The sequence below is a fragment of the Parabacteroides sp. CH2-D42-20 genome (assembly GCF_003670185.1).
Taxonomy (GTDB): Bacteria; Bacteroidota; Bacteroidia; order Bacteroidales; family Tannerellaceae; genus Parabacteroides; species Parabacteroides distasonis.
Genome location: NZ_RAYG01000004.1, coordinates 58,757 through 81,369, shown reverse-complemented (window position 1 = coordinate 81,369; position 22,613 = coordinate 58,757). Strand labels below are relative to the sequence as shown.

Below are 22,613 nucleotides of genomic sequence, written 5' to 3'. Positions count from 1 at the left end.
GCCTATTTGTCCTTGCTCAACTCTCCTATCTCGTCGGCGATAGCGTTAACCTCGTTTTGCAAGTCCTCTCTTAATTTGCGATAATAATTCCGTACGAGAGCCTTGTTATCCTTGCCGTCGGGGTGTCCGGCACGAACGATATAACTATCTTGCATATCTAGGATACGAGCCATCAAAGCATCCGCTTTCTCTTGATTTACTCCGGGTATATACAATTTGCAAACCAGCGCTTCCGTGAACAATTCACCAGCCACGTAGCTGATCTCTTTCTTTAAAATTCTTCTTTTAGCCATAATTATTTCATATTTAATTATCCACAAATATAGAACATATGTTATTAAATACCGAGGAAAGGCCAAGAAAAAACATAAAATGAATTATCTTTGCAGCGGTGAAATCATTGATTATAAACAAATCAAATATGAACGAAATGATAAAGACGCCAGAGTTTCTCTTTGAAAGCAGCTGGGAAGTCTGTAATAAAGTGGGAGGTATTTATACCGTACTATCGACTAAAGCTCATACGCTTCAACAAATTTTTAACGACAAAGTAATATTCATCGGTCCGGATGTGTGGGCAAACACAACCGCTCCCGATTTTACGGAAGACGCATCTTTGTTTGAGGATTGGAGAAAGCACGCCGAGGCAGTAGATCACTTGAAAGTTAAGGTTGGTCGCTGGAACGTACCGGGTATCCCCCCTGTTATACTGGTAGATTTCAAATCCTACTTCAGTGAACGAGACGCCTTTTTCTATTCTATGTGGGAAAATTTCCGAGTTGACTCCATCCACGCCTACGGCGATTACGATGAGTCTTGTATCTTCGCGTATGCGGTCGGTAAGGTAATAGAGAGTTTCTATCACTTTTACAAACTGGAAAACAAGAAAGTCGCCGCCCTATTCAACGAATGGATGTTGGCGATGGGAGCGCTTTACATTCAAAAGCAAATCCCTGCCATAGCGACACTTTTCACGACGCATGCCACATCGATCGGACGCTCTATCGCCGGTAACAACAAAGCGTTATACGCTTATATGGACGGTTACAACGGCGATCAGATGGCTAAGGAGCTAAACATGGAGGCCAAGCATTCCGTAGAGAAGCAGGCCGCCCATTACGTAGATTGCTTCACGACCGTAAGCGATATCACGGCCCGTGAATGTAAACAGTTATTGGATAAGGCACCGGATATCGTTACCCCGAACGGCTTTGAGCCCAACTTCGTACCCGAGGGTAAGGAATACGCTAAAAAGCGGAAGGAGGCACGTCGTACATTAATTAATGTAGCGGAGAAATTATTGGGCTGCTCTATCGACCCGAACGCTTTGCTGGTTTCCACCAGTGGCCGCTATGAATACAGAAATAAAGGTATCGATGTCTTCATCGAGGCGATGAACCGTGTACGTACGTCCGGACGCCTGCAGCGTGAGGTCGTCGCCTTTATCATGGTACCGGCTTGGGTACGTGCTGCCCGTGCGGATTTAAAAGAGGCGATCGAGCAGGACATAAAGACGACCTCTCCGCTTCAAATCCCTTTCATTACGCACTGGTTGCATAATATGCCAGAAGATAAGGTCTTGAATTATATCAACCACGCCGGCTTCACGAACGCGGCATCCGAAAAACTAAAAATCATATTCGTTCCTTGTTATTTGGACGGTAAAGGAGGTATTTTCAATAAGACCTATTATGATATGCTGATAGGGATGGACGCTACCGTATATCCTTCCTACTACGAGCCGTGGGGATATACCCCGCTGGAAAGTATCGCTTTCGGTATACCGACGATCACGACCAATCTGGCCGGTTTCGGTATGTGGGCGAAGAAAACGGTATCCGGAGATAACCTTAGCGAAGGCGTAGAGGTTATTAATCGTACGGATTTCAATTATTTTGAGGTAGCGGACGCTATCATGAACTCCATCCTAGCTCTCAGCCAAAAGGATGCTACGGACATCGAGGAAATCAAACAGCGTTGTTTCGATCTCGCTCGAAAAGCTGAATGGAGCAAGTTTATCGACTATTATCTGACCGCATTCGACATCGCCATAAAGCATGCCGAGGAAAGAAACAGCTAAATATTGCTCATAATTAATAAGATAATGCTATCTTTGCACTCGTTTTTAGACAAACACTTTAAACTTCACGATAATGAAAATTAAGGCGAATAACGCAAACAGTCCTATTTGGAAGGACGTCTACTCACATTCCAAGCTTCCACAACAGTTGGAACCACTTAATGAGATCGCTACGAATCTTTGGTGGGTATGGAATCATGAAGGCGCTAAACTATTTGGCAAGATCGACAAACAACTTTGGAAATCCACAGAAGGTAACCCTGTACAGCTATTGCAAAGCCTTTCACACAAACGTATGGAAGAGATCTTAGCAGATAAGGAGTTAATGGCTGAAATCCAAAAGGTATACGCTGATTTCAAAGCTTATATCAATGTAAAACCCGACAAGACACAACCATCTGTAGCCTACTTTAGCATGGAGTACGGTTTGACCAATGTATTAAAGATTTACTCAGGTGGTCTGGGAGTATTAGCCGGTGACTACTTGAAAGAGGCCAGCGATAGTAATATCGATTTATGTGCCGTAGGTTTCTTGTATCGTTACGGATATTTCACACAGACTTTGTCCATGGACGGTCAGCAGATCGCCAATTACGAGCCGCAAAATTTCAACGCCCTGCCGTTGACTCAGGTATTGCAGTCGAACGGAGAGCCGATGGTATTGGAAGTTCCTTATCCGGGCAGAACCGTTTACGCTCATATCTGGAAAGTTAGCGTAGGTCGTGTACCTTTGTACTTAATGGATACGGATATACCTCAGAACAGCGAATGGGATCGTTCCATCACGCACCAATTATATGGTGGCGACTGGGAGAACCGTATGAAACAAGAGTATTTGTTGGGTATCGGTGGTATCATGATGCTGAACAAGTTAGGTATCAAGAAACAGATTTATCACTGCAACGAGGGACACGCCGCTTTGATCAACGCTCAGCGTTTGGTAGACTATATCCAAAACGACGGCCTTTCATTCAACCAAGCGTTGGAGGTAGTTCGTGCTTCCGCTCTCTATACGGTACACACTCCGGTTCCGGCAGGTCACGATTACTTTGATGAGGGTTTGTTCGGACGTTACATGGGTGAGTTCCCCGGCAAGTTAGGTATTAGCTGGCAAGACTTCATCGATATGGGACGTGAGAACCCAGGCTCTAACGAGAAATTCTCCATGAGCGTATTCGCCTTGAACACTTGCCAAGAGGCTAACGGCGTAAGCTGGTTGCACGGTAAGGTTTCTCAGCGTATGTTCGCCCCGGTTTGGAAAGGTTACTTCCCGGATGAACTGCACGTTGGTTATGTAACGAACGGTGTACACATGCCGACTTGGGCCGCTACGGAGATGAAGAAATTCTATGCGGATAAATTAGGCACGAAGCTTTTCGAGGATCAATCAAATCGCAAATGTTGGGAAGGAATTCAGAATGTATCCGACGAGGAAATCTGGAATCTCCGTATGACCTTGAAGAATAAATTGATTGATTACATCCGTGTTCAATATAAAGATAGCTGGTTGAAGAACCAAGGTGATCCTTCCAAGGTGGTTTCTATCCTAGAGAAGATCAACCCGAATGCCTTGCTGATCGGTTTCGGTCGTCGTTTCGCTACTTACAAGCGTGCGCACTTGTTGTTCACGGACTTAGACCGTTTGGCTAAGATCGTTAACAATGAGAAGTTCCCGATTCAGTTCGTATTCACCGGTAAGGCTCACCCAGCTGATGGTGGTGGTCAAGGTTTGATCAAACACATCGTAGAGATCTCTCGCCGTCCGGAGTTCTTAGGAAAGATCATCTTCTTGGAGAACTACGATATGCGTTTGGCCCGTCGTTTGATTTCTGGTGTAGACGTATGGTTGAACACGCCGACTCGTCCGTTAGAGGCTTCCGGTACTTCCGGTGAGAAAGCCGAGATGAACGGTGTATTGAACTTCTCCGTTCTTGACGGTTGGTGGTATGAGGGTTACGTAGAAGGCGCAGGTTGGGCATTGACCGACAAGCGTACTTATGAGAACCAGCAATACCAAGACCAATTGGATGCGGCTACGATCTACCATTGCTTGGAAACTGAGATCATCCCGACTTACTACGCTAAGAACAGCAAGGGTTACTCTCCGGACTGGATCCAATATATCAAGAACTCTATCGCCAAGATCGCTCCGGATTATACGATGAAACGTATGTTGGACGATTATGAGGATCGTTTCTATCACAAATTGGCTACTCGTTCCGCTCATATTTCCGCTAACAACTACGAGATCGCTAAGCAATTAGCTGCTTGGAAAGAGGAAGTTGCGCAACATTGGGATAGCTTCCAAGTGGAATCCTTCACTTGCGACCAAGATTTGACGGTGAATGGCCCGGTTGTAGGAAAAGAATACAACTTCAATTTGGTAATCGACCGTCATGAACTACAAGGTATGTTAGGTGCTGAAATGGTTGTCATGAAGGAAGATCCGGAGAAACACACGCTGTCACCAATCAATACCGCTCAGTTCGAGTTGATGAAGGAAGAAGGCTCCAAGTTATTCTTCAAGTTAACGACCACTCCTTCCGAGGCTGGTAACCATAAGATGGGCTTCCGTGTATATCCTGTAAACAAGGAGTTGCCTCACCGTATGGACTTCGCTTATGTACGTTGGATTCAGTTATAATCGGCAACAAGTAAAACAAATAATCAAGAAAGAGGGTGCGTCATGCACCCTCTTTTTTTATGCCATACCCAGCTATGCTTTACAGCGACTAAAACCTATGGTTACGAGCCGTAAAGCATAGGTTCATATAGTCCGTGAATACCCATGAATCAAAAAAAGGAAGCCGCACGACAGCAGCTTCCTTTTTCAATAGGATACGAATATTTTCAAGCTTAGAAAGCGTAGTCCAAACTTAATCCGAACACCTTGTTGGTGCGGCTATACACATTCTGCCCAGGAAGTCCCGTGCCGCAGTAGTTGTCCATCTTCTTGGTATAATCGTGGTAAGTTGTCCACATATATCCCACGTTCAAAGCCATTTTTTCGCTCAACATCACTTTAGCACCAAAGCCCAGCGAATAAGAATCGCAGGAGAAACTAACATCACTTTGGAAATTATCAGACAAACCATAATCTGTAATTTGAGCGCCACCGCTAATGGTCAATCTCTTGACAACATCCCACTCTATACCAAACAGATACTCATTCGTACCTCTTTCCAGTTCCTTCTGCTTTCCACCGGCCATTCCCGCCTTCTTGTCATCGAAGAAGTGATATTCAACAGAAGCCTTCAACATGGGCAAAAACCGATAAGAAGCTGCCACCGAAAGCATGGAAGGAATATCGTTCGGCGTATTTACACCATGCTTATAAGGGCCAACCAAATCTTCCGCACTGTCGGGATAATCCAACTTCTTGGTATTGTTTTCGATGTTCAAGTTCGTCTTAAACTCATATTTAGCTCCGAAATTGAATTTACCATATTTGACATCGACACCCAAAACCGGTGTCAACCCCCAACCTGTCTGGTCGCAATCCAAAGCCAGGTTCATTAAATCCGCTCCACCAAAATTCTGTTTTAATTTTGCATCCAGATACCCGTCATAGTTTCCTGAGAAATAGTTCATCCGGCCACCGGCAAAGGCAGAAAGCCAATCCGTGATCTTGTATGATAGGCCAAGTTGTAGGGAATAAATATACTGTTTTCCGTCCATCGCACTGTTAATAGTATACATATCCGGCGTGACGATGGGACTTTGACCGCCAGTCTTTATATATTTCGCTACACTTTCCTTGAAGATACCGGCCATAGCAGCCGATTCGAACATTGGCAGGCCATCGTCAAACGAAGCCTTACCACCTCCACCCGTAATGGCAAAGAAACCGGAGATCGTCCAATCACCTTTTTTGTAAGCCGCAAAAACACTCGGAATCACGGGAGCGGCTGCCTTTCCTTTGTAATACTTTTTATAGGGAACGTCGCTCACTGTCGGCACCTTATTCACTGGGTCGAAACCATTGTATGTACTGAAAGAGGCATCGATATCCCGGGTCTGGAAAGCACTTTGGATACTCACACCAACGCGGAAACCGTCTGTCGGCAAAAAAGAAAGACCCGCCGGGTTTGACAAAGCGCCGTCTATATCAATTGCAGCACCTCGCGAAAGTGACCTTAAAAAGGCTGCATGCTGATTCGTATTCGTCAAATATCCTCCAGCGAAAGAAACCAAAGGCATCATCATCAATGCCGCACCTAATACTACTTTTTTCTTCATGTTTTACTTTTCTTGATTACAAAACGGTCGCAAAGATAAATACTTTTTTCAAACACTGCACACTTTTAATAAAAATGTGCCGCACAAAACAGCAAATACTGTGCAAACACATAAGACTAATTAACAATAGAAGAGCCGCAAAGGTAGTAACGTGAAATCAGGTATTAGTTATAATCAAAAAGAATCATCCTAATCAGAAAAGGATATATACAGCAAGTACTAAAGAAGATATACTTACTTTACCAAAAAAGATATACTACAAGTGCCAAGTAAGTATAACTTCTATTTTTCCGAAATAAATCGTATATTTGTCTCTATAACTTAATTCTTTAAACCGTATAGATAAAATGAAAAGACTAGCATTACTCGCGGCTCTCTTACTGCCTCTATCCATGGCTTTCGCCCAACAGAACGTAGGATTCAAGACCGATAAGGTAGAACCTCTCGTGATCAACTCAGACAATAGCGTTACTTTCTATGTAGAAGCCCTAAAAGCGAAGTCCGTCTCCGTAAAAGGAGACTGGGAAGCCAACGAGGGCAATGGCCAGATGACGAAAGGGAAAAACGGTACATGGAGCTATACGACTCCCCCACTGCCATCCGAAATGTACACCTATCGTTTAAACATAGATGGTATTTACAACATCGCCCCAAACAACCCATTCTCTTGCCGTGACGTAGGCACCTTGTTCAGCCTGTTCTATATCAACGGGGGAAATGGGGATTATTATCAAGTACGTGACGTGCCCCATGGCGATGTAACGACCACGTGGTATCACTCGGATATCCTCGGGAGCGAACGTAGGCTTAGCGTTTATACACCTCCTTTTTACGATAAGAACATCCAGTCTTATCCCGTTCTGTACCTGTTACACGGCAGTGGCGGCGACGAGAACGCTTGGCTGGAGCTTGGCCGTACCGCCCGTATCATGGATAACTTGATTGCCGAAGGCAAGATACAGCCAATGCTTGTCGTTATGCCAAACGGCAATCCCAGTAAACAGGCCGCTCCCGGCGAAACATCCGATAACCTGAATTACAAACCAGCCATGAGCAACAGCTTCCCCGGTTATAAGGATGGCTCGTACGAGAAGAGTTTCACCGAGATCATTCATTTCATCGATAACCGTTACCGTACGATCCCGGATAAGCGACACCGAGCCATAGCCGGACTTTCGATGGGTGGTTTCCATACATTATATATATCATTGAATTATCCGGACTATTTTAACTATATAGGACTTTTCTCCGCTGGGCTCAGCGCAAATGGTGTAGACCCCAATAGCCCGATGTACACGAACCTCGACGAGAAGTTAGGAAACCTCAAGAGATCCGGTTATCAATTGTTCTGGATCGGTATCGGAAAGGACGATTTCCTGTACGACGCGAACCAGCAATTCCGCCAGCGAATGGATAGCCTAGGTATGAAATACCAGTACGTAGAATCCACCCGAGGGCATATCTGGGCCAATTGGCGGGCTTATCTCCTCCAATTCGCTCCTATGCTTTTCAAATAAAAGACATGAGCAGATGAATCATAATATACCGCAATACGACTTCTATAAACACAAATACGGCGATGAGCTACTTATCGACGTCGTTCCCTTGAACACGATCAAGAAGTATCTCAAGGAACAACCCGTACATATATTGACGTATTACGATATAACATTGATCACTAGCGGGGAGGGAGAATTCCTTATCGATCATCAAGCGAACCGGGTAAAGCCTCAAGATATCATCTTTACCCGGCCCGGCGAAATACGCAAATGGGACGATAAAACGATACAAGACGGATTCGCTCTTATCTTTGAGGAAGAGTTCCTGCTCTCTTTTTTCAATGATCCGGCATTTCTCCGGAACCTCTCTTATTTCCATACGGAAAGACGGTCTTCCAAGCTCAGTCTCGACAAGAAAGCCTATGCCCGCATCTCCGAGTTGATCTCGGAGATCGATAAAGAGATCAAGAACTATCAGTCGAAAGACAAACACTTGCTCCGGGCCTTGTTGTACGAGACATTAATGTTGCTCAACAGGTTATATTCTAACTCGAACGCTTTACCACCAGACACAAACGCCCGATCTAAAAGCATCTATGTAGACCGATTTATCGAGTTAGTAAACCATTCCTTCAAGCGAGATCATTCCATCCGGAGCTATGCCGATCAGCTTTGCATCACCCCGAACTACCTGAATGAGATCGTGAAAAACGCTACGGGCATCAACGCTAAACAATACATCCTAAACAAAATACTAATCGAGAGCAAACGGCTATTGACTTATACAGACTTGCCTATATCCGCCATAACGGAAGCTCTAGGTTACGAGGATCCATCCTATTTCATCCGTCTATTTCGTTCCCAAACAAACATGACCCCGCTAAACTATCGCAGGAATACAAAACCGTAAAAAGTACTATTTCCTCCTTTATACGTATTATACGAACTCCATTCGGTATGTCTAATTTTGCCTCTATCAATAAATAAAGCATCATGAGACAATACAAATCATGGATAGCGGCTCTCATATTAGGAAGCACGTTATCCGCTAACGCACAACAAAAGAATATGGAGAACAAAACATTAAACGAGAACATCCCGGAGATGATCATCTCCCTTGAAAAAGAGGCCCTAGCCTCGACCGACCCGATGGTATTCGTAGAGCTTTCAGACACCGACGTGATTTACTTCGATCCTTCCCTAGAGACGAAAATAGAGGGATTGGAACAACTGCGCACTTATTATAAAGGTATGCAACTTCCTCCTGCAGATCATTTCGACATGATCCGCCCGGTCGTACAAGTCGCACAAAACATAGCGGTACTCACCTTCAACCTTGATAGCTACTTATCCGACAAGGTAATAAAATGGAACTGCACCGAGGTTTACAGACGTAACCCCGACAACCAATGGAAGATCATACAAACCCACTGGTCTTACGTGAAACCGCTAGATTAAAGTTAAAACATTTGCCGCTTTCTGAACCAAAACGGTTCGTAAAATGTATTATATAGACTATTCACTAAACACAAATTATATGATACGGAATTTACTGAAAGCGGCAAATGCGCTTACATTTAGCACGATGTTCCTGTTACTCCTCGCCGGATGCAACAAGAACACGATTATTTTTGAGGATGGAACAACCCCAAACGGCTCTTCGGGAAACGAGGACCCGGGAAACAGTACGTTGGTGACTTTCAACGCCTCCGTGGAGGGCCGGAACCTATTACGTTCCATGTCTCCCATGAATAAAGGGATACAAAGCAGGGTTTATGTCTTCGACAGCAACGCCGGAACCAAGGGAAGCCCCGAGGCGTCAGGTCTTTACATAACCTCATCTCCCGGGGTGTTAACAGGAAGTGACGGATATAAAATGTTTCTCTCCAATGGCACTTATAATTTCTACGCCGTATCCGACAATTTCTCCACGATTCCCCCGACATTCACGAGTGGCGTATCCGAACCCCTCTTCAACGGTATCGATTATCTTTGGTGGAGCGCCATACAACAGGATGTTAATAGCTCCCAAATCAATATACCGATTGTTTATGGCCATGTGGCTACCCAAGTCGTAGTAGAATTAACCGGCGGTGAAGGTATCACGATCAACCAATTGGTCTCCGCCATGATCACTCCTCCTGTGGTTGGGGCTACCATGGATCTGGGCACAGGTGTCATCACTCCTGCTACCGCCTTCGGGAAAGCTGATAAGATGGGGATAAACGGATTAACCGCCCAATATATCATGTTGCCGATAAGACATACGGCTCCTATGACTCTCACGCTGGAAATATCCGCCGACAATGAAAACAGTACCCGCACCTATACCACCCAGATCCCTCTTCCGGATGGCGAGTTGAAAGCGGGAAACTCTTATTTATTTAAAGCGGTAATCAACGGTAATTCGGTCACTTTGGCCAGTGTCAACGTAAAAGACTGGACAGATGTGGACGAGACAGGAAAGCCCCTTTATCCGACCCAGAATTAAAGTCCGGTTCCTATTTTCCGTATTAATGAATATTGATACGGAAAATATGCCTATATTTACCCTGTCACCTCTAAAAACAATACGAATATGATTGAGATTCCCGAATCCGCCACCATTGGCAAACAGGCTAGCGAAACGCTAAAGGGTAAAAGAATAGCGCATGTTATCGAGTCGAACAGTCCTCACCGTTTCACGTTCTATAATGGCGATCCGGCGGAATACTCCAATAGGCTGGTAGGACGAACGGTCCTAGGCGCCCAAGGCTATGGCGCATTCGTGGACATCCTTATGGACGCAGATACCCACCTCTTAATCGGAGACGGAACCAATATGCGTTATTATACCTCTGCGGAAAAGGCCCCGAAGAAATATCAGCTTATGATCGTATTCGAGGACGATTCGTTCCTAGCTTTCACGGTTTCGATGTATGGTTCCATCTACGCTTTCAAAGGCGAGTTTGACAATCCCTATTACCAAGGTAGCATCCATAAGCTATGTCCGTTGGACGAGAGATTCGATAAAGCCTATTTTATCAGTCTCATCCGGAATCTCAAGAAAGATATATCTGCGAAGGCGTTACTCGCCACCGAGCAACGTATTCCGGGCCTGGGCAACGGAGTCTGCCAAGATATCTTGTTCAATGCCCGGATCTCCCCCAAACGAAAAATATCGACTTTATCAGAAGAGGATACAGACCGCCTCTTCAACACCGTGAAATCCACGCTGGAAGAGATGACTCGCGGAGGAGGCCGGGATACGGAGAAGGATCTATACGGTGCCTTAGGCAATTACCGCACGATCCTATCGAAGAACACCTACCATGACCCTTGCCCCGTCTGTGGCGAACAGATACAGAAAGAGGCTTACCTCGGAGGCAGCATTTATTATTGCCCGCATTGCCAGCGAGAAAGATAAGTAATACGCTCAAATTGACAATATGACAATATGTAATCTGAAGCCCCGGAGAATCGTTTTTTCCGGGCAAAGATACATGCTGTTACCAAATACGAGAAAAAATATCAGCAATCAATTGTATTATAACACTTTGCTTAAATATACCCTTTCATTCTAGCGAGATTAATTCATCCTATCTCATATTTATGCAGGAGAAAGGTGCTTTTCATACGGATGCGTCGCCCATTTCTATAGGTTGCGTACCCAATTCCTACCGTATGTATCGCCAAACACATACGGTAGCGTTGCCTAACACTGGTTTTCGCGTTACCTAATCCCATTACTTTCGTCTCCCAACAGAGATATTCATGCAAAAAAACAGGGTAAAATGGATAATTTGAACATAAAGCACTCCCTATTTCTTCTATTCGCAAAAAGGCCCTGTCATCATAATCCCTGATTTTCAAACAAAACGTCAAGGTTATCGCATTTTCGCTTACAACATCATTGAAGCCAACCGCAAAACAGATTGCCGCCCCCTGCTTTTGCGAGTGTTTTACAAACATAGAGTTTTGCAGGTGAGCCGTCATTCTTGATAAGTGAGGAAAAAGAAAAAGCCCTGTAATCTTTAAATTACAGAGCTTTACTTTATTTTGCTTTCTTTGAAGCGGTCCGGACGGGACTCGAACCCGCGACCCCATGCGTGACAGGCATGTATTCTAACCAGCTGAACTACCGAACCATTTTATAATCAATAATAATTTTGAAAAAGAGGCGGTCCGGACGGGACTCGAACCCGCGACCCCATGCGTGACAGGCATGTATTCTAACCAGCTGAACTACCGAACCTCTTTTCTTTTATCGCTATCTCTCGATTGCGGTGCAAAGGTAAGTATTATTTTTAAACCTGCAATAGCTGACGCAAAAAAATATCATATTTGATAGTAAAAATATCTGGAGAGACCTCAGAAGCTACATAATTATGCCGCCCCTATCCCCTTCCCGATCACACCAGTTTATCACAAATACATTTCATTTTGGAACTTTTCAGTCGCCATTCATAATTATGTAATGATAATTTGTTACTTTTGCGACTCAATATAAATGCTTAACAACAATGGACGTTGCCATTATTAAATATAATGCCGGAAACATCTACTCGGTAGATTACGCTTTGAAGCGGTTGGGCGTTACCCCGATCATCACGGCTGATCCGGAATTATTAAATAAAGCGGATAAGGTTATCTTTCCCGGAGTAGGTGAAGCTTTCACGACCATGGAGTATTTAAGGGAGCATAAATTGGATCAGGTGATCTTGAACCTAAAGCAACCGGTACTCGGGATATGCCTCGGCATGCAATTGATGTGCATGCGTTCGGAGGAGGGAAACGCGGATTGCTTGGGGATCTTCCCTACGGAAGTGAAACGTTTCATTCCGCAAAAGCATGAGGACAAGGTTCCTCACATGGGTTGGAATACCTTGACAAACGTTAAAAGCGGCCTATTCAATGAGCGATTGGAGAACAAATTTGTTTACTTCGTACATAGTTATTATGTACCTGTAAATGAATATACGGCGGCTACGACCGATTACATCCTTCCGTTCAGCGCCGCTTTACATAAGGACAACTTCTACGCGACACAGTTCCATCCGGAAAAAAGTGGATCGGTAGGAGAGGTTATATTGAAAAACTTTTTAAAGATATGATTGAGCTTATTCCCGCTATAGATATAATAGATGGCAAATGCGTCCGGTTGACGCAAGGAGATTACGCGACCAAGAAGGTTTACAACGAAGATCCTCTGGAGGTGGCCAAGATGTTCGAGGGTAACGGCATCCGGCGTTTGCATGTGGTAGATTTGGATGGAGCCCGCGAGGGACGCATCATCAACTACCGCATCCTTGAGCGGATAGCGACCCGGACTTCCTTGATCATTGATTTCGGAGGGGGCTTGAAACAAGAGGATGATCTGGAGATCGCCTTCGAAAGCGGTGCCCAGATGGTAACCGGGGGCAGTATCGCCGTGAAGAACCCGGAAATGTTCACCTCTTGGATCAGCAAGTTCGGTAGCGAGAAAATCATATTAGGGGCCGATGCCAAGGAAAAGAAGATCGCCATCAGCGGTTGGGAGGAAACGACCAGCCAAGAGTTGATTCCTTTTATCAAAGGATATTACGACAAGGGGATTACCAAGGTGATCTGCACGGATATCGCACGGGATGGTATGCTGCAAGGCCCGGCTATCGATTTATATAAAGAGATACGGGACGAGATCCCCTTCCTTTATATCATAGCGAGCGGTGGCGTAAGCTCGATCGAGGATATTGAGAAATTATCTGAGGCTGGGATTCCCGCTGTCATTTTCGGCAAGGCCATTTATGAGGGGAAGATCCAGTTGAAAGATTTACTTCGTTTTACTTGAAATAATAAAATAGATATATGCTAGCCAAGAGAATTGTTCCCTGTCTGGATATAAAGGATGGAAAGACCGTAAAAGGCATCAACTTCGTGAACTTTCGCGACGCTGGAGACCCCGTGGAGTTGGGCGCCCAGTACAGCCGTGAAGGGGCCGACGAATTAGTGTACTTGGATATCACCGCCTCACACGAGGGGCGAAAGACTTTCACCGAGTTGGTAAAACAAGTGGCGGCCCATATCAGCATCCCTTTTACCGTGGGTGGAGGTATCAACGAATTGAAGGACGTGGATCGTTTGCTTAGCGCTGGCGCCGATAAGGTCTCGATCAACTCGGCGGCTTTACGTAACCCGGCATTAATCGAGGAGATCGCCAAGAACTTTGGTAGTCAGGTATGCGTAGTCGCTATTGACGCTAATTTTGAGAACAATGACTGGCTATGCTATCTAAACGGAGGGCGTGTCCCGACGGATAAGTATTTGTTTCAATGGGCCTCGGAAGCGGAAAGTCGTGGCGCCGGCGAGATTCTTTTCACCAGTATGACGCACGATGGCGTAAAAGACGGATACGCGAACGACGCTCTGGCTACCTTGGCCGATACGTTGCATATCCCGGTTATCGCTTCCGGTGGAGCGGGAAAGATGGAACATTTCCGGGATACGTTTTCCAACGGGAAAGCGGACGCGGCTTTAGCGGCCAGCGTTTTCCATTTCGGCGAGATACGGATAGGCGACTTGAAGCAATACCTCAAGGACGAGGGGATCAATGTAAGGATATAAACATTATATATAAAGATGAAATTAGATTTCGAGAAAATGGGCGGATTAATACCCGCTATCGTACAAGACAACAACACTAGTAAGGTATTAATGTTGGGCTTCATGAATCAAGAAGCTTATGATGAGACAGTAAGTACGGGTAAGGTTACATTCTTTAGCCGCACGAAAAACCGTTTGTGGATGAAGGGAGAGAGTAGCGGAAATACGTTGCAGGTGGTTAGCATCACGGCGGATTGCGACAACGATACATTATTGATCAAGGCGATTCCAGCCGGACCGGTTTGTCATACGGGAGCGGATACTTGTTTCGGCGAGAAGAACGTAGAGGATATCATGTTCTTGAAATACTTGCAGAACTTCATCGAGCGTCGCCGTCAAGAAATGCCGGAAGGTTCCTATACGACTACCTTATTCCAGAAAGGAGTGAATCGCATGGCCCAGAAAGTCGGCGAAGAAGCGGTAGAGACCGTTATCGAGGCGACCAACGGAACCGAAGACGGCTTCATCTATGAGGCATCCGACTTGGTTTACCACTTAATCGTATTATTGACAAGCAAGGGACTTCGTCTGGAAGACCTCGCCCGTGAATTAAAGAAAAGACATAAAGGTTGATAAATTCTATGGAAGAAGATATTCTACTCAAATTAGAAAACGTGGAGATATGCCGTGAGGAAAACAGGGTATTACACGACGCATGCCTCACGCTTCGTAACGGGGAGTTCGTATATGTGATCGGAAAGGTAGGCTCCGGTAAAAGCAGCCTGCTCAAGTCCTTTTATTGCGAGATACCGATCTTGCGAGGCGAGGCACGTATCATGGATTACAACCTCACCAAGATGAAGCGGAAGGATATCCCTTATTTGCGTAGGAAACTAGGTATCGTCTTCCAAGATTTTCAATTGTTGACCGACCGTTCCGTCTCCAAGAATCTGGAATTCGTGTTGAAAGCCACCGGATGGAAAAAGAAAAGCGAGATCAAGGAACGGATAGACAACGTGCTCCGTCAGGTAGGCATGCAAGACAAAGGCTATAAAATGCCGCATGAGCTATCCGGCGGGGAACAACAACGTATCGTTATTGCCCGTGCCCTTCTGAACAACCCCAAGTTGATACTGGCGGATGAGCCGACCGGCAACTTGGACCCGGAGACGAGCGGACAAATCGTACAACTCTTACACGACATCTGCCAGCAGGGAACGGCGGTGATTATGACCACTCATAACTATACGATCGTGCATAATTATCCTGCCCGCATAGTAAAATGCGAGAATGCCTGTCTAAGTGATGTCAGAGAATAATTTTTTTGTAACTTTGCGGTCGCATTCGATTGAAAAAGAAAACAATTTAATATAGAACAAAAGAAGATGAAAGTTTTAAAGTTTGGCGGTACTTCTGTGGGATCTGCACAGAGAATGAAGGATGTAGCGAAACTGATCACGGGAGACCGTAAGATCGTTGTATTGTCAGCCATGTCGGGTACAACCAACTCGTTAGTCGAGATTTCCGACTACCTGTACAAAAAGAACCCAGACGGAGCGAATGAGATCATCAACAAGCTTGCCATGAAATACATGGGCCATGTTGAGGAACTATACAGCACCGAGGAATATAAACAGAAGGCCAAAGAACTGATAAAATCTCATTTCGAATATATCCGTACGTTCACGAAGGATCTGTTTACCTTGTTCGAGGAAAAGGTTGTCTTGGCACAAGGAGAGTTGATCTCTACGGGTATGATGAATCTTTATTTGAACGAATGCGGCGTGAAATCCGTATTGATCCCGGCTTTGGATTATATGCGTACGGATAAGAACGCGGAACCGGACCCAGTCTATATCAAAGAGAAATTGGTGAAATTACTCGCTGATAATAAGGATGCTGATCTATACATCACACAAGGTTATATCTGCCGCAACGCTTACGGCGAGATCGATAACCTACAACGGGGTGGTAGCGACTATAGCGCATCCTTAATCGGTGCGGCTATCGGTGCGGAAGAGATCCAGATCTGGACAGACATCGACGGTATGCACAATAACGACCCTCGTATCGTACAGGGAACGTCTCCAGTCCGTCAATTGCATTTCGAGGAAGCTGCCGAGTTAGCTTATTTCGGAGCCAAGATCCTTCACCCGACTTGTATATTGCCGGCTAAATTGAACAACATCCCGGTCCGTTTGCTAAATACGATGCAGCCGGACGCTCCGGGTACATTGATCTCTAACGCGATCGAGAAAGGTAAGATCAAGGCGGTTGCCGCCAAAGACAATATTACCTCTATCAAGATCAAGAGCGGACGTATGTTGCTAGCTACAGGTTTCTTGCGTAAGGTATTCGAGACTTTCGAGAACTACCAGACTCCGATCGATATGGTTACGACTTCCGAAGTGGGTGTCTCCGTTACGATCGATAACCGCAAGCATCTGGAAGAGATCGTTGACGATTTGAAGAAGTACGGAACCGTGACCGTAGACGAGGATATGGTTATCGTTTGCGTGGTTGGCGACCTAGAATGGGATAACATCGGCTTCGAGGCTCGTATCGTACAGGCCATGAAGGATGTCCCGGTTCGCATGATCTCCTACGGAGGAAGCAACTACAACGTCTCCTTGCTGATTAAGGCCTCGGACAAGCAGAGAGCGCTGCAAGCTCTAAGCGATCATTTATTTAACAACAAATAAAAACAAACGAGGGCGGCCTTTTACAGACTGCCCTTATTTATCTTTATATAATTTCGTATAATATGCTCAAAGGAACATTTCCTGTAGAAAAGTTCAAGCAGCTTTCTACGCCTTTTTATTATTATGATGTCAAGCTATTGCAAGACACATTAGACGTAGTAAAAACCGAATCCGGGAAATATGGTTACCACGTGCATTATGCCGTGAAAGCGAATGCCAATCCCCGTATCCTTTCCATCATAGCGGCAAACGGCCTTGGCGCAGACTGCGTAAGTGGCGGCGAGGTACAGGCAGCTTTAGATGCCGGTTTTCCTGCCGATAAGATTGTCTTTGCTGGTGTTGGCAAAGCGGATTGGGAGATCAACCTAGGGCTGGACAATGATATTTTCTGCTTTAACGTGGAATCTGCCGTTGAACTGGAAATCATCAATGAGCTGGCGGTCGCTAAAAATAAAGTAGCCTCTATCGCCCTTCGTATCAACCCGGAAGTGGATGCCCATACGCATGCCAAGATCACGACAGGTATGAAGGAGAATAAATTCGGTATCAACCTGAGCCAATTAGGAGGCGTACTGGATAAATTAAAGGAGATGAAGAACGTGAAGTTGATCGGTATCCATAGCCATATCGGTTCACAGATCACGGATATGTCTAGCTTCCGCAATTTGGTAATTCGTTTCAATGAGATACAGGAAGAACTGGAAGCTCACGGGGTTACAGTGGAGAACCTGAACTTCGGAGGTGGATTAGGTATCGATTACTATCACCCGAATCATTTATCGATCCCGGCTTTCGATAACTATTTCGCGGCCATTCATAAACTGCTTCAAGTACGTCCGGGTCAACAGGTACATTTTGAGCCGGGACGTTCGATCGTCGCTCAATGCGGAACATTAATCTCTAAGGTATTATATGTCAAGGAAGGAGAGACGAAGAAATTCGCTATCCTCGATGCAGGTTTCACAGAATTGATCCGCCCGGCGATGTACGACGCTTATCACCGTATCGAGAACATCAGCAGCGATGAGGCAGTAGAGACTTACGATGTAGTGGGCCCGATCTGTGAGTCATCGGATGTATTCGGTAAGGATGTAGAGTTGAATAAGGCTCATCGTGGCGACTTGATCGCCCTTCGTTCCGCCGGCGCTTATGGCGAGGTCATGGCCTCCCAATACAACTGCCGTCATTTACCGAAAGCCTATTATTCCGATACGATAAAATAATGAGCCAATTGATCAATGTGCCAATGTAAATACCTTGAGTAGCTTATTGGCACATTGGCGTATTAATCATATTGGCTCATTAATGATATTGGCACATTGGCATATTAATCACATTGGCACATTATTATGTTTCTACTCAATAATACAGAGCTTTTCCTATTGGGAATCTCCTTAATAGGGTTCGTTATCTTATCTCTTTATTATCTGATCGCTTATGCCCGCCCTTTACGTGCGTCAAAACGAACGGATGATACCTTAGAGGAAGGTAATAAACTCCCCGTATCCATCATCATATACGCTAAAAATGATTCTGAGAACCTCAAGAAACACCTTCCTGCGTTACTTACACAAGATTACCCTGAATATCAGGTAGTCGTTATCAACGATGGCTCGAGCGACGATACCGACGATACGCTAAAGTTCTTTCAAAATGAGTATAAACATTTGTATCATACTTACGTCCCCTCGGACGCTCGTTACCTAAGCCGCCGTAAACTGGCGTTTACCTTAGGTGCGAAAGCGGCCAAATACGATATTCTTCTATTCACGGAGGCGAATTGCCAACCGCTCAACGATCAATGGTTATCCGCCATGGTTGGTGGATACACACCCGAGACCAGTATTATCTTGGGCTACTGCAAATACAGCAACTACAAGGGATTCTTTCATAAGTTGATCGCCTATGATAACTTATTGACGGGTTTACGTTATCTATCTTCCGCCCTCTCCCATCACCCATATACCGGAAACGGACGAAATTTATCTTATCGGAAAGAGTTATTCTTCAAGCATAAAGGTTACTACCAATCCTTGAACTTGCATGCGGGAGACGATGACTTATTCATCAACGAAGCCTCGACCAAGGAGAATACGAAAGTAATCTATACCCCGGACAGCCTAACGGAAATGGATCAAATCGAACGTTTTGGAATCTGGAAAGAGATGAAGGTTTCCCGTGCCGCCACTCAACGGTATTACAAAGGAAGCGCCTTGACATTCTATCATCTCGAATCCACTTGTTTCTACCTTTTCCAAGCATCGGTTATCGCTACGGTAGTGATCGGATTACAGGGCAACTGGCTAATCTCCTTGATCGCCATATTATTATATTTGATACGTTTTATAATCAAGGCAATCGTTTTCGGCAAATCGGCTCGAATGCTTCAACAAAGCCCTACTATCGGTTGGTTATTCCTATTGGAGTTTATTCAACCCATATTCAATGGATATGTCCGTATTTACCGGCTTTTCAGAAGTAGGAAGGATTATACGTTCCGGTTGGAGAATTAATAATGATGAGCACTCTCATAGGATATCTCTTCTTCCGCCACTTTGGGAAGTTCTTCCTCCTCTAATAGCGGGTAGGCTGGGGTAAACTTCGCATGATAGGTAGATTCCAAATACGTCTTTTCCAATAAACGGACGACATTTTCTAAAGTAGCTTGCCGTTCTTTGGGTTTAAGCTGGCATTCCCAGATCACCATCGTATTCCAGCCCATCGCTCGTAATTCCTCACGTACACGGGCATCCCGAGCTTTATTCCGGTTTAGTTTCTCGGTCCACCACTCTACCCGGGTACGGGGAGGACGAAATCCAGGGCAACCCTCGTGCCCATGCCAGAAACAGCCGTTCACGAAGATAGCGGTCTTATATTTACGCAATACGATATCAGGGGTACCGGGAAGGCGCTTTACATTCACACGAAAGCGAAAGCCACAATGGAACAGGTATTTACGGACTATAATCTCGGGCTTTGTATTCTTGCCCTTAATCATAGACATGATATAGCTACGCTTTTCTTTAGAGATAAGATCTGTCATATCAATCCGGCAAAACTAGAACGTATGCCAAAGATACGGCTTTTATTCAAAACGGATACTCTTGGCCGGATCAATCTTCGTAATCAAATAGGAAGGTCCTAACATCATCAACATGGAGGCGACCAATGTCCCTATATTCAAAAGGAACAGTGAAAATAGGCTCAGATCGATAGGCACGGCATCCAAATAATAAATAGAAGGATCTAATTGGATAATGTGGAAATGAGATTGAAGCAAACAAAGAGAGATACCGATGATATTCCCCCACAACATTCCTTTGCCGATCAAGAAGAAAGAGACATACAAGAAGATCTTGCGAATACTGTTATTATTTTGTCCCAAGGCTTTTAGGATTCCGATCATATTGGTACGCTCTAAGATTATGATCAATAATCCGGAGATCATGGTAAACCCTGCGACGGAAAGCATCAGCGCCAAGATAACCACCACATTGATGTCCAGCACATCCAGCCAATTAAAGATCATCGGGTTCAACTCCTTGATCGAGCGGGCGTAGAACGTATTGCCATTTCGGTCTTGCCGTTCCGTCAGATCGAAATAAACATCCTCGGCCACTTGGTCCAAACGATCATAGTCATCCACTTGCAACTCCAGTCCGCTTACTTGATCTTTATCCCAACCGTTCAAGCGGCGTATCTGCTTAATATCAGCGATTACGAACATCTTGTCATAATCAAGGAAACCCGTCTCATAAATCCCCGTGATCGTGAACTTACGGGCACGCACGTCATCTTGCACAAAATAAGTCAGGAAAGAATCCCCTACCTTTAGTCCTAGCAGATCTGATAAATACTTGGAAATAATAACATCTGTAGAGTTCTTATCCGGTTGGATCGTAAAGATCTCGCCTTCTTTTAAATTATCCTTGAAGAAAGTCCAGTCATAATCCGTGTCCACCCCTTTCAAGACAATTCCTTGAAAATCTTGGTCAGTCTTCAAGATGCCTAGCTTCGTCGCAAATTTCTCGACATGGCGAATACCGGGGAATGCATCGAGCGCATTCAATAAAGTATCGCTAACCGCTATCGGCTGCGACTCATAGGAAGAATTACTATCGAAATTCGTGATCTGGATATGCGAGCCGAAACCGATCACTTTGTTCCGGACCTCTTTCTTAAAGCCTATCACGATCGCCACCGAAAGAATCATCACCGCCAATCCCAAGGCGATCCCGATCATGGCAATACGAACAGCGGGAGGAGTAACCTCTCGATCCCCCTCCTTGCTGAAATGTATCTTTTTGGCGATAAATAGCTCTAAATTCATTTATAACATTCTTCCCGGATAAGCTTCCAGCGCCTTTGATAACACCGTCAAAGCTTTCGCCAAATCTTCCTTTTTCAAGACATAGGCCATACGAACCTCATTCTTACCAAGTCCCGGTGTCGTGTAGAAACCCGACGCCGGTGCCATCATGACCGTCTGACCCTCGTATTCGAACTCTTCCAGACACCAAGCGCAGAACTTATCGGCATCATCCACCGGAAGTTTAGCCACCGTATAGAAAGCGCCCATCGGTATGGGAGAATAAACGCCGGGAATACGGTTCAAGCCATCGATCAAGCATTTACGCCGTTCCACATACTCGTCATAAGTTTCACGGGCATACTCCTCGGAAGCATCCAAAGAAGCCTCGGCCGCGATCTGTCCGATCAAAGGCGGGCTTAAACGAGCTTGGCAGAACTTCATGACGGCACTACGCACTTCGGCATTTTTCGTAATCAACGCACCGATACGGATACCGCATTCCGAATAGCGTTTTGAGACAGAATCGATCAATACCACGTTCTGCTCGATACCTTCCAGATGACAAGCCGAGATATACGGGGAACCGGTATAGATAAACTCCCGGTATACCTCATCCGAGAAAAGATAAAGATCATATTTCTTTACGATATCCCGGATTTGATTCATCTCACGACGCGTATACAAATAACCCGTAGGATTGTTCGGGTTACAGATCAGGATCGCTTTGGTACGCTCATTGATCAACTCCTCGAATTTCTCTACTTTCGGAAGAGAGAATCCTTCCTCTATCGTAGTCGTCACTGTCCGGATCACGGCTCCTGCCGAGATAGCGAATGCCATATAATTGGCATAAGCAGGTTCCGGTACGATAATCTCATCACCCGGATTCAAGCAACTCAAGAAGGCAAACAAAACAGCCTCCGAACCACCGGTAGTGATGATAATATCGTCAGCCGTAAGATTAATATCATACTTTTTATAATATCCAACCAACTTCTCGCGATAACTGCGATATCCCTGACTAGGGCTATATTCCAACACCGTACGATCGACATTACGGATCGCGTCGAGTGCCGCTCGCGGAGTGGGAAGGTCGGGCTGACCGATATTCAGGTGATACACATGAACTCCTCTCTGTTTGGCAGCATCGGCCAATGGAGCCAGCTTCCGGATCGGGGAAGCGGGCATTTCGACTCCTCTTTGTGAGATGTTGGGCATTA

At 45.3% G+C, this 22,613-nt stretch carries 20 protein-coding genes and 2 tRNA genes; 15 read left to right on the top strand and 7 right to left on the bottom strand.

What is annotated here, in order from left to right; genetic code table 11:
• Positions 1–2: 2 nt before the first annotated feature.
• Positions 3–293: a hypothetical protein gene (locus tag D7V92_RS03750; RefSeq protein ID WP_005854588.1), complete on the bottom strand. Its 291-nt coding sequence runs from the start codon at positions 291–293 to the stop codon at positions 3–5.
• Positions 294–421: 128 nt separating this feature from the next.
• Here D7V92_RS03750 and D7V92_RS03745 point away from each other — a divergent pair, with 128 nt between their 5' ends.
• Positions 422–2,080: a glycosyltransferase gene (locus tag D7V92_RS03745; RefSeq protein WP_121772293.1), complete on the top strand. Its 1,659-nt coding sequence runs from the start codon at positions 422–424 to the stop codon at positions 2,078–2,080.
• A 73-nt stretch (positions 2,081–2,153) separates the two neighbouring features.
• Entirely contained in the window at positions 2,154–4,724 is a 2,571-nt protein-coding gene (gene glgP, locus D7V92_RS03740; RefSeq protein WP_005864633.1) for an alpha-glucan family phosphorylase, read from the top strand.
• 212 nt (positions 4,725–4,936) lie between these two features.
• Here glgP and D7V92_RS03735 read toward each other — a convergent pair whose 3' ends face one another.
• The gene (locus D7V92_RS03735; protein ID WP_005864631.1) at positions 4,937–6,319 is read right to left on the bottom strand and encodes an OmpP1/FadL family transporter; all 1,383 of its coding nucleotides are present in this window, start codon (positions 6,317–6,319) and stop codon (positions 4,937–4,939) included.
• A 347-nt stretch (positions 6,320–6,666) separates the two neighbouring features.
• Here D7V92_RS03735 and D7V92_RS03730 point away from each other — a divergent pair, with 347 nt between their 5' ends.
• The 5 genes from D7V92_RS03730 to D7V92_RS03710 all read left to right on the top strand — a co-directional run bounded on the left by D7V92_RS03730 (position 6,667) and on the right by D7V92_RS03710 (position 11,224).
• Positions 6,667–7,836 (top strand): esterase, encoded by a 1,170-nt coding sequence (locus tag D7V92_RS03730; RefSeq protein ID WP_121772292.1) that lies wholly within the window; start codon positions 6,667–6,669, stop codon positions 7,834–7,836.
• Positions 7,837–7,849: 13 nt separating this feature from the next.
• A complete protein-coding gene (locus D7V92_RS03725; RefSeq protein WP_121772291.1) occupies positions 7,850–8,728 on the top strand; it encodes a helix-turn-helix domain-containing protein in 879 nt (292 codons plus the stop codon).
• A gap of 83 nt (positions 8,729–8,811) precedes the next feature.
• Positions 8,812–9,276 (top strand): nuclear transport factor 2 family protein, encoded by a 465-nt coding sequence (locus tag D7V92_RS03720; protein WP_121772290.1) that lies wholly within the window; start codon positions 8,812–8,814, stop codon positions 9,274–9,276.
• Between the two features lie 43 nt (positions 9,277–9,319).
• Positions 9,320–10,309 (top strand): fimbrillin family protein, encoded by a 990-nt coding sequence (locus D7V92_RS03715; protein WP_009018142.1) that lies wholly within the window; start codon positions 9,320–9,322, stop codon positions 10,307–10,309.
• Between the two features lie 87 nt (positions 10,310–10,396).
• Positions 10,397–11,224, top strand: a complete 828-nt coding sequence (locus D7V92_RS03710; protein WP_121772289.1) for a DNA-formamidopyrimidine glycosylase family protein — start codon at positions 10,397–10,399, stop codon at positions 11,222–11,224.
• A gap of 647 nt (positions 11,225–11,871) precedes the next feature.
• On the opposite strand, the gene D7V92_RS03700 is transcribed toward D7V92_RS03710, so the two are convergent.
• Positions 11,872–11,945, bottom strand: a tRNA-Asp gene (locus tag D7V92_RS03700).
• A gap of 33 nt (positions 11,946–11,978) precedes the next feature.
• A tRNA-Asp gene (locus D7V92_RS03695) sits at positions 11,979–12,052 on the bottom strand.
• Between the two features lie 268 nt (positions 12,053–12,320).
• On the opposite strand from D7V92_RS03695, the gene hisH reads away from it, so the two are divergent.
• The 8 genes from hisH to D7V92_RS03655 all read left to right on the top strand — a co-directional run bounded on the left by hisH (position 12,321) and on the right by D7V92_RS03655 (position 19,594).
• Positions 12,321–12,911: an imidazole glycerol phosphate synthase subunit HisH gene (hisH, locus tag D7V92_RS03690; RefSeq protein ID WP_008780097.1), complete on the top strand. Its 591-nt coding sequence runs from the start codon at positions 12,321–12,323 to the stop codon at positions 12,909–12,911.
• Positions 12,908–13,627, top strand: a complete 720-nt coding sequence (gene hisA / locus D7V92_RS03685) for a 1-(5-phosphoribosyl)-5-[(5-phosphoribosylamino)methylideneamino]imidazole-4-carboxamide isomerase (protein ID WP_005854558.1) — start codon at positions 12,908–12,910, stop codon at positions 13,625–13,627. Before hisH ends, hisA begins: the two co-directional genes overlap by 4 nt.
• 17 nt (positions 13,628–13,644) lie before the next feature.
• Positions 13,645–14,400 (top strand): imidazole glycerol phosphate synthase subunit HisF, encoded by a 756-nt coding sequence (hisF, locus tag D7V92_RS03680; protein ID WP_005854556.1) that lies wholly within the window; start codon positions 13,645–13,647, stop codon positions 14,398–14,400.
• Between the two features lie 15 nt (positions 14,401–14,415).
• Positions 14,416–15,012 carry a bifunctional phosphoribosyl-AMP cyclohydrolase/phosphoribosyl-ATP diphosphatase HisIE gene (hisIE, locus tag D7V92_RS03675; RefSeq protein WP_005854554.1) on the top strand — a complete coding sequence of 199 codons (597 nt, stop codon included), beginning with the start codon at positions 14,416–14,418 and terminating at the stop codon, positions 15,010–15,012.
• An 8-nt stretch (positions 15,013–15,020) separates the two neighbouring features.
• Entirely contained in the window at positions 15,021–15,698 is a 678-nt protein-coding gene (locus D7V92_RS03670) for a cell division ATP-binding protein FtsE (protein WP_121772288.1), read from the top strand.
• A 66-nt stretch (positions 15,699–15,764) separates the two neighbouring features.
• Positions 15,765–17,081, top strand: a complete 1,317-nt coding sequence (locus tag D7V92_RS03665) for an aspartate kinase (protein WP_005854548.1) — start codon at positions 15,765–15,767, stop codon at positions 17,079–17,081.
• A 62-nt stretch (positions 17,082–17,143) separates the two neighbouring features.
• Complete coding sequence (gene lysA / locus D7V92_RS03660) at positions 17,144–18,304, top strand: diaminopimelate decarboxylase (RefSeq protein WP_008773487.1); 1,161 nt, start codon at positions 17,144–17,146, stop codon at positions 18,302–18,304.
• A gap of 126 nt (positions 18,305–18,430) precedes the next feature.
• Complete coding sequence (locus tag D7V92_RS03655; protein WP_121772287.1) at positions 18,431–19,594, top strand: glycosyltransferase; 1,164 nt, start codon at positions 18,431–18,433, stop codon at positions 19,592–19,594.
• Here D7V92_RS03655 and D7V92_RS03650 read toward each other — a convergent pair.
• The 3 genes from D7V92_RS03650 to D7V92_RS03640 are packed head-to-tail and all read right to left on the bottom strand — an operon-like array spanning position 19,591 to position 22,611.
• Positions 19,591–20,124 (bottom strand): very short patch repair endonuclease, encoded by a 534-nt coding sequence (locus tag D7V92_RS03650; protein WP_121772286.1) that lies wholly within the window; start codon positions 20,122–20,124, stop codon positions 19,591–19,593. The two genes, D7V92_RS03655 and D7V92_RS03650, sit on opposite strands and share 4 nt — an antisense overlap.
• Before the next feature lie 42 nt (positions 20,125–20,166).
• Positions 20,167–21,411 (bottom strand): ABC transporter permease, encoded by a 1,245-nt coding sequence (locus D7V92_RS03645; RefSeq protein ID WP_009018135.1) that lies wholly within the window; start codon positions 21,409–21,411, stop codon positions 20,167–20,169.
• Positions 21,412–22,611, bottom strand: coding sequence for a pyridoxal phosphate-dependent aminotransferase (locus D7V92_RS03640; protein WP_005854538.1), 1,200 nt, complete (start codon positions 22,609–22,611; stop codon positions 21,412–21,414).
• Positions 22,612–22,613 lie beyond the last annotated feature (2 nt).

Coding starts and splice junctions, on each gene's coding strand:
- D7V92_RS03725 (WP_121772291.1), top strand. CDS start 7,850: ATGAATCATAATATACCGCAATACGACTTCTATAAACACAAATACGGC.
- D7V92_RS03720 (WP_121772290.1), top strand. CDS start 8,812: ATGAGACAATACAAATCATGGATAGCGGCTCTCATATTAGGAAGCACG.
- D7V92_RS03710 (WP_121772289.1), top strand. CDS start 10,397: ATGATTGAGATTCCCGAATCCGCCACCATTGGCAAACAGGCTAGCGAA.
- D7V92_RS03735 (WP_005864631.1), bottom strand. CDS start 6,319: ATGAAGAAAAAAGTAGTATTAGGTGCGGCATTGATGATGATGCCTTTG.
- lysA (WP_008773487.1), top strand. CDS start 17,144: ATGCTCAAAGGAACATTTCCTGTAGAAAAGTTCAAGCAGCTTTCTACG.
- D7V92_RS03650 (WP_121772286.1), bottom strand. CDS start 20,124: ATGACAGATCTTATCTCTAAAGAAAAGCGTAGCTATATCATGTCTATG.
- D7V92_RS03670 (WP_121772288.1), top strand. CDS start 15,021: ATGGAAGAAGATATTCTACTCAAATTAGAAAACGTGGAGATATGCCGT.
- hisF (WP_005854556.1), top strand. CDS start 13,645: ATGCTAGCCAAGAGAATTGTTCCCTGTCTGGATATAAAGGATGGAAAG.
- D7V92_RS03640 (WP_005854538.1), bottom strand. CDS start 22,611: ATGCCCAACATCTCACAAAGAGGAGTCGAAATGCCCGCTTCCCCGATC.
- hisA (WP_005854558.1), top strand. CDS start 12,908: ATGATTGAGCTTATTCCCGCTATAGATATAATAGATGGCAAATGCGTC.
- D7V92_RS03665 (WP_005854548.1), top strand. CDS start 15,765: ATGAAAGTTTTAAAGTTTGGCGGTACTTCTGTGGGATCTGCACAGAGA.
- D7V92_RS03750 (WP_005854588.1), bottom strand. CDS start 293: ATGGCTAAAAGAAGAATTTTAAAGAAAGAGATCAGCTACGTGGCTGGT.
- glgP (WP_005864633.1), top strand. CDS start 2,154: ATGAAAATTAAGGCGAATAACGCAAACAGTCCTATTTGGAAGGACGTC.
- hisIE (WP_005854554.1), top strand. CDS start 14,416: ATGAAATTAGATTTCGAGAAAATGGGCGGATTAATACCCGCTATCGTA.
- D7V92_RS03730 (WP_121772292.1), top strand. CDS start 6,667: ATGAAAAGACTAGCATTACTCGCGGCTCTCTTACTGCCTCTATCCATG.
- D7V92_RS03655 (WP_121772287.1), top strand. CDS start 18,431: ATGTTTCTACTCAATAATACAGAGCTTTTCCTATTGGGAATCTCCTTA.
- D7V92_RS03715 (WP_009018142.1), top strand. CDS start 9,320: ATGTATTATATAGACTATTCACTAAACACAAATTATATGATACGGAAT.
- hisH (WP_008780097.1), top strand. CDS start 12,321: ATGGACGTTGCCATTATTAAATATAATGCCGGAAACATCTACTCGGTA.
- D7V92_RS03645 (WP_009018135.1), bottom strand. CDS start 21,411: ATGAATTTAGAGCTATTTATCGCCAAAAAGATACATTTCAGCAAGGAG.
- D7V92_RS03745 (WP_121772293.1), top strand. CDS start 422: ATGAACGAAATGATAAAGACGCCAGAGTTTCTCTTTGAAAGCAGCTGG.